Annotated in this window: 9 protein-coding genes and 3 pseudogenes; 1 reads left to right on the plus strand and 11 read right to left on the minus strand. The window is 70.3% G+C overall.

Annotated elements, in window-relative coordinates:
* Positions 1-3: 3 nt before the first annotated feature.
* The 11 genes and pseudogenes from QQK29_RS15430 to QQK29_RS15480 all read right to left on the minus strand — a co-directional run bounded on the left by QQK29_RS15430 (position 4) and on the right by QQK29_RS15480 (position 12,423).
* A pseudogene (locus QQK29_RS15430) lies at positions 4-1,103 on the minus strand (UDP-N-acetylglucosamine--N-acetylmuramyl-(pentapeptide) pyrophosphoryl-undecaprenol N-acetylglucosamine transferase).
* Positions 1,100-2,380 (minus strand): putative lipid II flippase FtsW, encoded by a 1,281-nt coding sequence (ftsW, locus tag QQK29_RS15435; RefSeq protein WP_284301991.1) that lies wholly within the window; start codon positions 2,378-2,380, stop codon positions 1,100-1,102. The pseudogene QQK29_RS15430 and the gene ftsW overlap by 4 nt, the downstream one beginning before the upstream one ends.
* A pseudogene (gene murD, locus QQK29_RS15440) lies at positions 2,363-3,889 on the minus strand (UDP-N-acetylmuramoyl-L-alanine--D-glutamate ligase); the annotation flags it as partial. The pseudogene murD and the gene ftsW, both read right to left, overlap by 18 nt.
* Positions 3,874-4,986: a phospho-N-acetylmuramoyl-pentapeptide-transferase gene (gene mraY, locus QQK29_RS15445; protein ID WP_284301525.1), complete on the minus strand. Its 1,113-nt coding sequence runs from the start codon at positions 4,984-4,986 to the stop codon at positions 3,874-3,876. The gene mraY and the pseudogene murD, both read right to left, overlap by 16 nt.
* A complete protein-coding gene (locus QQK29_RS15450) occupies positions 4,874-6,397 on the minus strand; it encodes a UDP-N-acetylmuramoyl-tripeptide--D-alanyl-D-alanine ligase (RefSeq protein WP_284301526.1) in 1,524 nt (507 codons plus the stop codon). Before QQK29_RS15450 ends, mraY begins: the two co-directional genes overlap by 113 nt.
* Positions 6,394-7,956 (minus strand): Mur ligase family protein, encoded by a 1,563-nt coding sequence (locus tag QQK29_RS15455; protein WP_284301527.1) that lies wholly within the window; start codon positions 7,954-7,956, stop codon positions 6,394-6,396. Before QQK29_RS15455 ends, QQK29_RS15450 begins: the two co-directional genes overlap by 4 nt.
* Before the next feature lie 55 nt (positions 7,957-8,011).
* Positions 8,012-9,784 carry a peptidoglycan D,D-transpeptidase FtsI family protein gene (locus QQK29_RS15460; protein ID WP_284301528.1) on the minus strand — a complete coding sequence of 591 codons (1,773 nt, stop codon included), beginning with the start codon at positions 9,782-9,784 and terminating at the stop codon, positions 8,012-8,014.
* Between the two features lie 12 nt (positions 9,785-9,796).
* Complete coding sequence (ftsL, locus tag QQK29_RS15465) at positions 9,797-10,387, minus strand: cell division protein FtsL (protein WP_284301529.1); 591 nt, start codon at positions 10,385-10,387, stop codon at positions 9,797-9,799.
* The gene (rsmH, locus tag QQK29_RS15470) at positions 10,384-11,331 is read right to left on the minus strand and encodes a 16S rRNA (cytosine(1402)-N(4))-methyltransferase RsmH (protein WP_284301530.1); all 948 of its coding nucleotides are present in this window, start codon (positions 11,329-11,331) and stop codon (positions 10,384-10,386) included. The genes ftsL and rsmH overlap by 4 nt, the downstream gene beginning before the upstream one ends.
* Positions 11,332-11,436: 105 nt before the next feature.
* On the minus strand, positions 11,437-11,868 hold the full coding sequence (gene mraZ / locus QQK29_RS15475; RefSeq protein WP_284301531.1) for a division/cell wall cluster transcriptional repressor MraZ: 432 nt from the start codon (positions 11,866-11,868) through the stop codon (positions 11,437-11,439).
* 255 nt (positions 11,869-12,123) lie between these two features.
* Complete coding sequence (locus QQK29_RS15480; RefSeq protein WP_284301532.1) at positions 12,124-12,423, minus strand: DUF3040 domain-containing protein; 300 nt, start codon at positions 12,421-12,423, stop codon at positions 12,124-12,126.
* Between the two features lie 113 nt (positions 12,424-12,536).
* Here QQK29_RS15480 and QQK29_RS15485 point away from each other — a divergent pair.
* A pseudogene (locus QQK29_RS15485) lies at positions 12,537-12,797 on the plus strand (polyprenyl synthetase family protein); the annotation flags it as partial.
* Between the last annotated feature and the right edge of the window lie 13 nt (positions 12,798-12,810).

A 12,810-nucleotide genomic window follows, 5' to 3' on the forward strand; every position in this document is an offset into this window, starting at 1 on the left:
ACGCTACCTTTCCGCCGTCGGCGACGCCGACGCGGCGGCGACCGCCTCCTGCACGAGGTCGACGAGGCGGTCGGCTCCATCACGCCGACCGGTTGCCGCCATGCGGGCCGCCATGTCGGCGATGAGCGCCGGGTCCTCGAGCAGCCGCAGGAGGGGGCCGCGCACCCACTCGGCGTCGAACTCCGCATCCGCGACGAGCAGCGCGCCGCCCGCGTCGACGGACTCGCGCGCGTTGAGGGCCTGCTCACCGTTGCCCACCGCGTAGGGCACGAAGACTGCCGGGATGCCGAGGGCCGCGAGCTCGCTCACGGTTGCGGAGCCGGCGCGCGAGACGGCGAGATCCGCGGCGGCGAGAGCGAGGTCCATGCGGTCGCAGTACTCGAGGATGCGATAGCCCGGCAGCCCGGGGTCGCTCACGGGCGCGCGGTCTCCCGTGATGTGCAGCACCTGCCAGCCGCTGCCGAGCACCGCCTCGATGCCCTGCGAGATGCCCTCGTTGAGCCGCCGGGCACCGAGGGAGCCGCCCGTCACGAGCAACGTGGGTCGGCGGGCATCGAGCTCGAGCAGGGCGAACGCCTCCGGGCGGGCCGCGAAGCGGTCGAGGTGCTCGATCTCGCGCCGCAGCGGCAGACCCACGACGCGACCGTGGCGGATGCGGGTGGCGGGGAAGACCGTGCCGACGTACGGCGTGTAGCGCGCGCCGAGCCGATTGGCGATGCCGGGGCGGGCGTTGGCCTCGTGGATGACGAGCGGCAGCTGCTCGCGGTGCGCCGCGGTGTAGGCGGGAGCGGCCGCGTAGCCGCCGAAGCCCACGACGGCGTCGACCGCGTGCTCGCGCAGGATCTCGCGCGTACGCTCGACGCTCGCCTTCCACCGGCCGGGGAAGCGCACCGCATCCGCGTTCGGACGGCGCGGGAACGGCAGTCGCGGGATCGTCACGAGTTCGTAGCCGCGCGCGGGCACGAGGCGCGCCTCAAGCCCCTCGGCGGTTCCCAGCACGAGCACCTCGGCATCGGGCTCCCGCTCGCGCAGGCGGTCGGCGGTCGCGAGCAGGGGTTCACGTGGCCCGCGGTTCCCCCGCCGGCCATCAGATACACGGTCACTGCGCGAACTCCTGGCGACGGGGATCGTGGCGGGCGAAGGACAGCACGATGCCGACGGCGAGCAGGGTCGTCACGAGCGAGGAACCGCCCGCCGAGATGAAGGGCAGCGGCACCCCGAGCACGGGCAGCAGCCCGAGCACCACCGCGATGTTGACGAGCGCCTGGCCGATGATCCACACCATCGCGATGCTCGTCGCGAGGCGCGCGAAGGGATCGACCTGGCGGCGGATGATGCGCACGAAGCACACCGTGAGCACCGCGAAGAGGGCGACCACGAGCAAGGCGCCCACGAGGCCGAGCTCCTCGCCGATGACGGCGAAGATGAAGTCGGTCTCGGCCTCGGGCAGCCAGTTCCATTTCGCCTCGGAATTGCCGAGGCCCACCCCGAAGACGCCGCCGTTGGCGAGCGCCTGCCAACCGTGCAGCGGCTGGTAGCAGAACTTGCCCAACTGCGGGTCGCTCTCCATTCCGATGCAGCCGGAGAGCCAGGCGTCGATGCGGTTGCTGCGCGACTCGCTGATGCGGATGGCGACGAACGCGCCGAGCGCGAGCACGCCCGTGATGACCGCCATGATCCGCAGGCGGATGCCCGCGAAGAACATCGCGCCGAGCACCATGGCCGTCAGGATGATCGTGGTGCCGAGGTCGTTGCCGAGCATCACGAGGCCGACCGCACCGCCCGCGACGGGCGCGAGCGGAAGCGCGTACTGCGTCCAGTCGCCCGATCGCCAATCGTTGATCACGGTGACCTTGCGCGTCACGATGAGCGCGAGCCACATCACGAAGCCGAGCTTGATGAATTCGGAGGGCTGGAAGGAGAACCCGCCGATCGAGAGCCAGTTGTTGTTGTAGGTGTCACTGCCGAAGCCGACCACGATCAGGATCGCCTGCAGGACGAGCGCGCCGATGATGGCGTGCCACGCCCAGCGCTTCCAGAACACCATCGGCGCCCGAGCGGCGATGAGCATGAGCGGCACGCCGATCGCTGCGAGGATCGCCTGGCGGCTCGTGCGGGCGAAGAAGTCCTGGTCGGACACCCACGATTCGATCGACGACGACGAGAGCACCATGACGAGCCCGAAGACGACGAGGAAGAGCGTCGTGCCGAGCAACAGGAAGTACTCGGGGGTCTCGGCGGCGAAGATGCGCCGCACCGCGACGACGGCGACCGGACCGCGACGCTCGGAGCCGGATGCGCGCGCGGCCCGTGACCCACCCGGCGGCTCAGGCGGGGTCTCGCCCGGGCGCGGGCTCGCCGGGGGCCGTGTCGTGGTCATCCGGTCCCCTCCCAGGTGCGTGCGCACCGCCTCGGCGAACCGCCTGCCGCGGTCCGCGTAATCCGTGAACTGGTCCATCGACGCCGCCGCCGGAGCCAGCAGCACCACGTCCCCCTCGCGGGCGACGGATGCGGCCGCACGCACCGCGGCGGACATCACATCCTCAGTCTCCGATCCGTCCACCTCGAGCACCGGGACGCCGGGCGCGTGTCGTGCGAACGCGGAACGCAGCTCGTCGCGGTCGAGGCCGATGAGAACGGCCGCCCGCAAGCGGCCGGCGTGGCGTTCCACGAGCGGGGCCGGGTCGACGCCCTTGAGCAGTCCACCGGCGATCCAGACGACGCTCGCCGCGGCGCGCAGGGAGGCATCCGCGGCGTGCGCGTTGGTCGCCTTCGAGTCGTCGATCCACACGACACCCGCCGCCGCGGCGACGACCTCCGTGCGGTGGGCGTCCAGACGGAAGCTGCGCAGCGCCTCCCGGATGCGCTCAGGCTCGACACCCGCGGCCCGGGCGAGGGCCGAGGCCGCGAGCACGTTCTGCACCGAGTGCGGGGCCGCGAGACCCGCGGCGTGCAACTCCTCGAGTGTCGTGAGCTCGAGCGCGTGCGTGTGCCGCTCCTCGAGGAAGGCGCGGTCGACGAGGATCCCGTCGACGACACCGAGGTCGCTGCGCCCTGGGGAGCCCAGGCCGAAGCCGATCGCACGCGCGCCCTCCTGCACCTCGGCCTGCTCGACGAGGTGCATCGTGGCCTCGTCGGCGAGGTTGTAGACGCAGGCGATCCGGGTGTTCTCGTAGACCCGACCCTTCGCGGCGACGTAGGCCTCGCGCGAGCCATGCCAGTCCAGGTGATCGTCGGCGATGTTGAGGCACACGCTCGCGAGCGGCGCGAGCTCGCCCCCGACCTGTCGGTGGGTCCAGTGCAGCTGGTAGCTCGAGAGCTCGACGACGAGCACGTCGAATCCACCCGGATCGCGGATCGCGTCGAGCACGGGGATGCCGATGTTGCCCGCGGGCGCAGCCTTCAGCCCGCCCGCCACGAGCATGTGGGCGGTGAGCTGCGTCGTCGTGGTCTTGCCGTTGGTGCCCGTCACGAGGATCCAGTCGGCGGGCGTCCCGTCGGCGCGCAGCACCTTGTCGCGCAGCCGCCAGGCGAGTTCGATGTCGCCCCAGACCGGGATGGCCGCCTCGGCCGCCCAGAGCAGCAGCGGGTGATCGGGGTGGTAGCCGGGCGAGGTCACCACGAGCTCGGGGCCGAAGACGAGCAGCTCCTCGGGAACCCCCGCGTCATCCGGATGCTGCACGAACCGCGCGCCGATGACGTCGAGCAGCCGGCGGTGGTCGTCGCTGCCCCGGGCCCCCACCACGAGCACCTCGGCTCCCAGTTCGGTGAGCGTGTCGGCGACGGCGAAGCCCGTGACGCCCAGGCCCAACACGGCGACACGCAAGCCCGACCAGTCGGAGCGCCAGCTGGTCAGTTCGGAGAGCGGGGTACTCAGCGCACGTACCATTCGAGATAGAACGCGCCGACCCCGGCCGCCACGAACAGCGCGGCGATGATCCAGAAGCGCACCACGACCGTGATCTCGGCCCAGCCCTTGAGCTCGAAGTGGTGGTGCAGGGGACTCATCAGGAAGATGCGTCTGCCGGTTCCATAGCGCCACTTGGTGGCCTTGAAGTACACGCGCTGCAGGATCACCGAGCCGGTCGTGATGATGAACAGGCCGCCGATGAGCACGAGCAGCAGCTCGGTGCGGGTGAGCACCGCGAGGGCGGCGAGCACGCCGCCGAGGGCGAGCGAACCGGTGTCGCCCATGAAGAGCTGCGCGGGCGAGGTGTTCCACCACAGGAAGCCGACGAGCGCACCGGCGACCGCAGCCGCGATGACGGCGAGGTCGAGCGGGTCGCGCACCATGTAGCACTTGTAGGCCACCTCTTCGGCGACCCGGTTGCCGAAGCACCACTGGTTGTTCTGCCAGAAGCCGATGAAGATGTACGCCGAGACGGCGAAGATCGAGGCTCCCGAGGCGAGACCGTCGAGGCCGTCGGCGACGTTGACGCCGTTGGATGCCGACACCGTGATGACGTTGATCCACAACAGGAACAGGATGACGCCGATCACGGGTCCGAAGGCGAAGAGGTTGAGCCAATCGACGTCACGCACACCGGAGATGTACCGCGACGCCGCGGTGAGCCCGTTCTCATCCGTCGAGACGAGGGCGAGCAGCGCGAAGGTCGTCGCGATGATGACCTGCCCGGCGATCTTCGACCAGCCACCGAGCCCCAGGCTGCGCTGCTTGCGGGTCTTGAGGAAGTCGTCGACGAAACCCACGAGGCCGAGCCCGACCATCATGCCGATCACGAGGGTGGCGACGCGGGTCGGCGGCTCCTCGGCCACGAGATGCCCGACGAAGTAGCCGAGCACCGAGCCGACGATGAACACGATGCCGCCCATGGTGGGCGTGCCGCGCTTGGTGTGGTGCGACTGCGGCCCGTCATCCCGGATGAACTGCCCCCAACCGAGGCGCTTGAACAGCCGGATCCACAGCGGGGTCGTGAAGAGCGTGAAGACGAGCGAGAACGCGCCCGCGACGAGAAGGGCGATCACGAGGATCCCCCGCACCGGCCAGCCGGTCTCCGAGGAAGCGCAGTCCCGCTGACTTCGACGACTTCACGAGCAGGATGTCCCCGGGGCGCACTTCGTCACGGAGCACATCGTAGGCCGCCTCGATGTCGGGCACGAACTTCGACTCCCCGTCCCAGGAGCCTTCGAGGCCCGCCGCGGCGTGGATGTGGCGCGCGCCGTCGCCCACGACCACGAGCTGCCCGATGTTGAGCCGCACCGCGAGACGCCCGATGCGGTCGTGCTCCTCCTGGGCGTAGGGCCCCAGCTCGGCCATCTCGCCGAGCACCGCGATCGTGCGACGGTTCTCGTCGCGTCCGAGCTGCGCGAGCGTCTTGAGGGCGGCCGCCATCGAGTCGGGACTCGCGTTGTAGGCGTCGTTGATCACGATCGCGCCGTCGTCACGCGTGAAGAGCTCCATGCGCCAACGCTCGGCCCGCGGCACCTCGCCGAGCGCGGCGACCGCCCGATCGAGATCGACGCCGAGTTCGCGCGCCACGCTGAGGGCGGCGAGGGCGTTCATGACGTGGTGCTCGCCCAGGATGCGCAGCTGCACCTGTCGCCGGGCACCGTCGATCACGAGCGTGAACGCCGTGCCCCGCACGGTCGCGACGACCTGCTCGGCACGCACCTCGGCATCCGCACGGAGACCGAAGCCGACAACGCGCGCCGCGGTGCGCTCGCGCATGCGGGCGACGCGCTCGTCGTCGACGTTGAGCACGGCGACCGCGGATGCGGGAAGGTCGGTCACCATCTCGGACTTGGCCGCTTCGGTGGCCTCGATGCCGCCGAACTCGCCGGCGTGGGCGAGTCCGACCTTGAGCACGACGCCGATATCGGGCTTCGCGATCGACACCAGACGAGCGATCTCGCCCGCTCCGCTCGCACCCATCTCGACGATGAGGAAGCACGTGTGCTCGTCGATGCGCAGCATCGAGATCGGTGCGCCGACCTGGTTGTTGAACGACCCCTCGGGGGCGACGGTCGGGCCCTCGGCCGACAGGATCGCGCGCAGCAGGTTCTTGGTGGTGGTCTTGCCGTTGGAGCCCGTGATGCCCACGACCCGCAGTTCACCGCGCGCGTGCACGCGCGCCACGACCTCGCGGGCCAGTTGTGCGAGGGCCTCCAGCCCGTCGGCGACGATGAGCTGCGGCCCCACGATGTCGAGCCGCTCGCGGCACACCACGAGGGCTGCCCCGGCGGCGACGGCATCCAGCGCGAAATGGTGACCGTCGGTCACCTCACCGGGCAGCGCGAAGAAGATCGAACCCGGGCCGACGAGGCGCGAGTCGGTCTCGACCGAGCCGGAGACGATCGTGTCGCCAGCGGTGCCCTGAGGCAGCACGAGGCGCCCGTCGAGCAGCCCCGCGAGCTCCTCGAGACGGAACGCGATCATGCCCAGCCCGCCTCGCGCAGCGCGGCGCGCGCCTCTTCGCGAGCGGAGTACGGAGTGCGCACCCCGCGGATGTCGCGGTAGTCCTGGTGCCCCGGGCCCGCCCACAGGATCGAATCGCCCTCACGCGCGAGCCCGACGGCGACGCGGATGGCCTGCTCGGGCGGGCTCACCTCGTGGATCTCGGGCTGATGCTCCGCGAGGGCGGCACCCTCCAGCAGGGTCTTGCGAATCGACACCGGGTCCTCGAAGCGCGGGTGATGGTCGGTGATCACGAGGATGTCGCTGCCCTCGGCGGCGACGCGTCCCATGTCGTGGCGCTTGGTGGCGTCGCGATCGCCGTCGGCGCCGAACACCATGATCGTGCGGCCGGTCGTGAACTTGCGCACGGCCGCGAGAGTGTTCTCGAAGGCGTCGGGACTGTGTCCGAAGTCGACGTACACGCTCGGTCCGCGCTCCCCCGAGACGCGTTCGGTGCGCCCGGGCAGGTACGCCCGGATCCCGCCGTCGGCGTCGAGCGCCGCGCCGATCGCCTCGAGCTCGAAGCCGGCCTCGACGAGCATGACGATCGCGAGGGCCGCGTTCGCGGCCATGTGCCAGCCGATGAGCGGCTCCCGCGTGACGAGCTCGCGCCCGTCGGGGCCGGTGAGCTTGAACTCGGTGTAGCCGGCCGTCTCGTCGAGCACCTCGACGGTCCACTCGGCGCTCGCGACGTCGTCGGCGCTCGCGTGCCCGATCGTCGCGATCGTCGTCACCGGGATGCGGGAGGCGTCCACGACGCGACGCCCGTAGGCCGTGTCGAGGCACACGACGCCGCGGCGAGCATGCTCGGGGTCGAAGAGCGGCAGCTTCGCCTGGAAGTAGGTCTCCATGTCGGCGTAGTCGTCGAGATGGTCGTGACTGAGGTTCGTGAAGCCCGCGACGTCGAAGACGAGCCCGTCGACGCGGTGCCGCGAGAGCGCCTGGGCGCTCACCTCGACGGCGACCGCGCGCACGCCCGCCTCCCGCATCCGGGCGAGCAGGGCGTGCATCTCGCTCGCCTCGGGGGTCGTGAGCAGGCTCACGACCGAGAGCTCGCCGATGTGGCGCTCGGCGGTCGTGGAGAGGCCCGTGACGAGCCCGAGCTGACGCAGCACGGCCTCGAGCAGATAGCTCGTCGAGGTCTTGCCGTTCGTACCGGTGACCCCGAACAGCAGCGGCGGGGTGTCGTCGGTGCGGTACACCCACGCGGCGATCTCGCCGAGAGCGGCACGCGGCGAGGGCACGAGCACGATCGGCAGGCCGCTGTCGGCGGCGAGCTCGGCTCCCACCTCGTCGGTCACGATCGCCACGGCGCCGCCCTCGGCGGCCGCGGTCGCGAAACTCGCGCCGTGTGCCTTCGATCCCGGCACGCCGACGAACAGATCACCCGGATGCAGGTCGTTCGTCGAAAGGGTCACGCCGGTGACCTCCACGCCGTCGAGGTCGCCCCGATACTCGAGCCCGAACTCCTGAACCAGCCCGGCCAGAGGGCGTGGGGTGGGGTGCTCGGGGCGGAGGATCGGAGGGATCCGTGAGCTCACGCTGCCTGGCCTCCTGTGTCGTCGCTCGTCCGCCGGCGCTCCCGGTCTGGCGCCTTTACCAGAACAGCGGATTGTCCGGCGCGGGCACCGTCGACGGCGTGACACGGTAGGTCTTGATGACCTGCTTCACGATCGCGTTGAAGGTGGGCGCCGCAGCAGCGGATGTCTTCATCGTAACGGGCTTCGCGAAGGTCACGACAATCGCGTACTGGGGGTCGTCGACCGGGAACGCGCCGGCGATCGACACGATGCGATCCGAGCCGTAGCCGTCGCCGTCCGCGACCTCGGCCGTTCCCGACTTCGCGGCGATCCGGTAGCCCGGCACCGCGAGCACGTTCGCGAGGTGGTACTGCGTGGTGACGCCCTCGAGCATGAGCATCGTCGTGTCGGCCGCGTACTCGGAGACGACCCGGGTGCCCTGCGGATCGGGCACGTCGGTGTAGCTGCCGTCCGGCTTCTCGCAGCCTTCCACGAGCGTCAGGGGCATGCGCACCCCGCCGTTCGCGACGGTCTGGTAGAGACTCGCCACCTGGGCGCTCGTCGCCGTCATTCCCTGCCCGAACTGCTGCGTGACCGAGGTGATGACATCGCTCGGCGCGGGACGCACGTATCCCTCGTCTTCGCCGAGGAAATCGGCACCGCTCGTGCCGCTGCCGAAGCCGAATTTGTGCAGGTAGTCGATGCGCTGCTGCAGCGGCATGAGCTCAGTCATCTGCGCGATGCCGATGTTCGACGACTCGACGAGCACGCCCGCCGTCGTGTAGCGCAGTCCCCCGCCGTGCAGCACCGAATCCCGGATGGTGAAGCCGACGCCGGGGATCGTGTAGCCGGCAGGGATCTCGAACTTGGTGCTCGCCGAGAGCTTGCCCGCGTCCAAGAGCGAGGCGACCGTGGCGGTCTTGATGACCGACCCGGGCTCGTAGGGTGCCGTGAAGCTGCGCGCCCCCGAGTCGTCGGCGCCGGCCGAGTTGAGGTCGTTGGGGTCGACCGTGGGCCAATCGGCCGCGGCCCGGATCTTGCCCGTCTTCACGTCGACCACGAAGGCGGTCCCCCACTGGGCACCGATCGCGCTGCCCTGCTCCGCAAGGGCCTGTTGAGCGAACCACTGCAGATCGGCATCGATCGTGAGGTGCACGGTGCCCCCGTCGACGGCCGCGTCCTCCACGACCTCCGACCCCGGCATCCGCACCCCGTCTTCACTGACGGCGTAGCTCACCTGGCCGTTGTCGGATGCGAGGCAGTCGTTCCACTGGAACTCGGTGCCCGAAAGCGGTCCATCGGTGCCCATGAGGCCGACGAGGTTGCCGGCGATGGCCCCGTTCGGGTAGCTGCGGGCCGGCTGGGGCTCGCTGTACACCCACGGGATCCGCAGATCCACGACGGCCCGGAAGGCGTCGAGCTTGATGCCCTTGACCAGCAGCGCCCATTGCGCATCGGGGTCGGCGGTCAGGGTGGTGTACATCTGCTGCACGTCGGCGCCCGTGATGTCGGCGATCTCCTGGAGCGCCTCCATGACGCTCACGTGCACGGTTCTCTTGCCCTCGCCCGAGACCCGCCGCTCGAAGCCCTCGAGGTCGACGTTGATGGGCGCTGCGGTGATGTTGAAGCGGTCGACGCTCGTGGCGAGCACCGTGCCGTTCTCGTCGACGATGCTGCCCCGCGTGCCCCACAGGGTGTCGGTGCGGTAGTTGGTGCCCGCGACCGACTTGAGATCGTCGGCGCGCACCACCTGGATGTCGATGAGGCGGATCGAGAAGACGACGACGATCGCGAAGACCGCGAGCACCGCCACGGCGAGCCGGCGGCGGTTCCTGCGAGCGTCGATCACGGTTCTCCCCGGTCAGCGTGTCGTGGGCGACGGTAGTGTGCCTGTCGCTCCGCCGACGGGAGCGACACCCTGCTGGCTCGTGGAGCTCGTCGGTGTGGTCGGGAGCGTCTCGCCGTTCTTCGCGGCCGCGATCACGGCGGGGTCGAGCACGGTCGACCCGTCGAGCAGAGCGTTGCCGATGAGGTTGCCGCCCGTGCCGACGACCTGCCCGCGCGGGGCGGCCGGCGTGCCGAGCGCCTGGCCGCTCGCGACGTCGAGGAACACCGGGTTGCCGCTCGAGACCATCCCGAGCGCCGTCGCGTTGTCGATGAGGTTCTGCGTGGAACTGAGCTCGTCGAGCCGTTCCTGAGCCGCGTTCTGCTCACGCGCCAGGTCGCGGTAGTCGCGCTGCAGTCCGGCGATGCGATAGGCGCCATCCGCGAGCACGATGCTCATGAGCAGTTGCGCGAGCAGGATGACGATGATGCCGCCGACCGCCACGAGCGCCGCGTAGACGCGCGGCCGTGCGCGCTTCTGGGCGCGGGTGGGGGCGATGTCGAGGTGCCGGCGAGGCGCCTCCTCAGCCTCGCGGCGAGGAAGCCGGACGGCGGTCGCGGTGCTCATGCGGCCTCCCGGAGGCGCTCCGCGGCGCGGAGCCGCACAGGCGTGGCACGCGGGTTGCGCGCGCGCTCCTCGTCGTCGGCGAGTTCGGCGCCGCGCGTGAGGAGCTTCAGCTCGGGACGGTGCTCGGGAAGCTCAACCGGCAGGCCGCGAGGCGCCGTCGAGATCGACCGGGTCTGGAACTCGCGCTTGACGATGCGGTCCTCGAGCGACTGATACGACATCACGACGATCCGTCCCCCGACCTCGAGCGCGTCGATCGCGGCGGGGATCGCGCGCTCGAGCACGGCGAGCTCCTGGTTGACCTCGATGCGCAGGGCCTGGAAGACGCGCTTGGACTGGTGGCCGGCCCGCCGGGCCGCGGCGGGCGTCGCGGCGTCGATGATTGCCACGAGCCGCGCCGAGGTCTCGATCGGTGCCGTGCGACGCTCCTCCACGATGCGGCGCGCATAACGCGGCGCGAGCTTCTCGTCGCCGTACTCCCAGAAGATCCGGCGCAGGTCCGCTTCGTCGTACTCGGCGAGGATGCGGGCCGCCGTCAGCTCGGCCGTGTCGTCCATGCGCATGTCGAGCGGCGCATCCTGCGAGTAGGAGAAGCCCCGCGCGGCCTCGTCGAGCTGCATCGACGAGACGCCGAGGTCGAAGAGCACGCCGGCGATGCGTGCGATGCCGAGCTCCGCCAGCACCCGCGGTACCTCGTCGTACACGGTGTGCACGAGGTGGGCCCGCTCGCCGAACGGGGCGAGGCGCTCCCGGGTGAGCTCCAGGGCATGGCGATCGCGGTCGAGGCCCACGAGCTGGATGCGGTCGAAGCGCTCGAGCATCGCCTCGGCGTGACCACCGAGGCCGAGCGTGGCGTCGACGACGACCGCGCCCGGTGCGGTGAGTGCGGGCGCGAGCAGCTCGAGGCAGCGCTCGAGGAGGACGGGGATGTGGAGCTCGTTCATGACACATGCAGAGGTCCGGGGCCCCCGGATCCGATCCCCATCCGGCGCCGCCTGACACCGGGGAAGGTGCGTCAGGAAGCGCGGCTGAGGGTCGCATCCGAGGGATCAGAACAGGCCCGCGATCACCTCCTCGTCGGTGTCGGCGAAGGCGGCCTCGGTCGCCTCGTAGTACGCGTTCCACGACGCGGTGTCCCAGATCTCGGCACGGTTGCCCGCCCCGATGACGGTCAGTTCACGGTCCAGGCCCGCGTACTCGCGCAGCATCGGGGGGATCGTCACGCGGTGCTGCTTGTCGGGCATGTCCTCGGCGGCGCCGCTCAGGAACATGCGCAGGAAGTCGCGGCCCTTCTTGCCGGTCACGGGCGCCTGCCGGGCGCGCTCGTGGAGTTCTTCGAACTCGCGCTGGCTGAACAGGTAGATGCAGCGCTCCTGGCCACGGGTCATGACGACGCCGTTCGCGAAGTCGCCCATGAACTTCGCCGGAAGGATGATGCGCCCCTTCTCGTCGAGCTTGGGAACGAACGTGCCGAGCAGCATGCGTCCCCCTTCGCTCCGGCCAGCCCTAGGTTTGCTCCACTTTACTCCACACTGCACCACCAAACAAGCGATTTCCTCCCCAAACGCAGAAATACCGCCCCAACTCCCCCGAGATCATGGGGAAGGAGGCGGTGGAGGAAGGTGGAGGAGAATTCCATCTCGGGGATGGATCTGGCCCATTACCGAGCACGAAAAAGGCCGACCCGAAGGTCGGCCGGTTGACCAGGGCGGAGAAACCCCCGCAGCGTCAGCGCATCAGCGGCGCGTCTGCTGCGGGCGGGAGGGCACCGTGAAACGCAGCGGCGGAGCCACCACGAGCACGACGCCGGCGAACATCGCGGCGAAGCCGAGCACTCCGACGAGCGGCTGGCGGATGATGACGCCCGTCACGAGCAGCGCGAGTCCGATGAGAATGCCCACGGCGGCGATGATGATCGCGGTGCCGTTGGCACGACCCCGTCGAGCGCCGACCGTCGCGACGTCGTCGGCCTCGCTGTGATAGAGGTTGCGCTCCATCTCGTCGAGGAGGCGCTGCTCCTGTTCCGAAAGCGGCATCTCGAGCTCCTTCAGGCATCCGGCGATGCGGGTGTCGCCGGTGAATAGATTGTAGGCACGCCGGGGCTGGCTAGGCTAGGCGCGTGCCTGGGAGTACGCGGTTAGTCGACCTCGTGGCCGCTCGAATCGACGATGCGCTCGACGCCCGAGCGACCACGCTCGGCGAGATCTCGGCGGATCTGTCGCCGCTCGTCGCGCAGGCGCGCGAGTTGCTCTCGGGCGGCAAGCGCTTCCGCGCGCTGTTCTGCTACTGGGGCTGGCGCGCCGTCGCCGCGATCTCGGACGAGGGCCCGCTCGCCGAGCTCGACGCCGCACCCGCCGACCGCGAGCTCGCCGCGATCGTGTCGGTCGCCGCGGCCCTCGAGCTCTTCCACGCCGCTGCCCTCG

The organism is Homoserinibacter gongjuensis (genome assembly GCF_030161875.1).
Lineage (GTDB): Bacteria > Actinomycetota > Actinomycetes > Actinomycetales > Microbacteriaceae > Homoserinibacter > Homoserinibacter gongjuensis.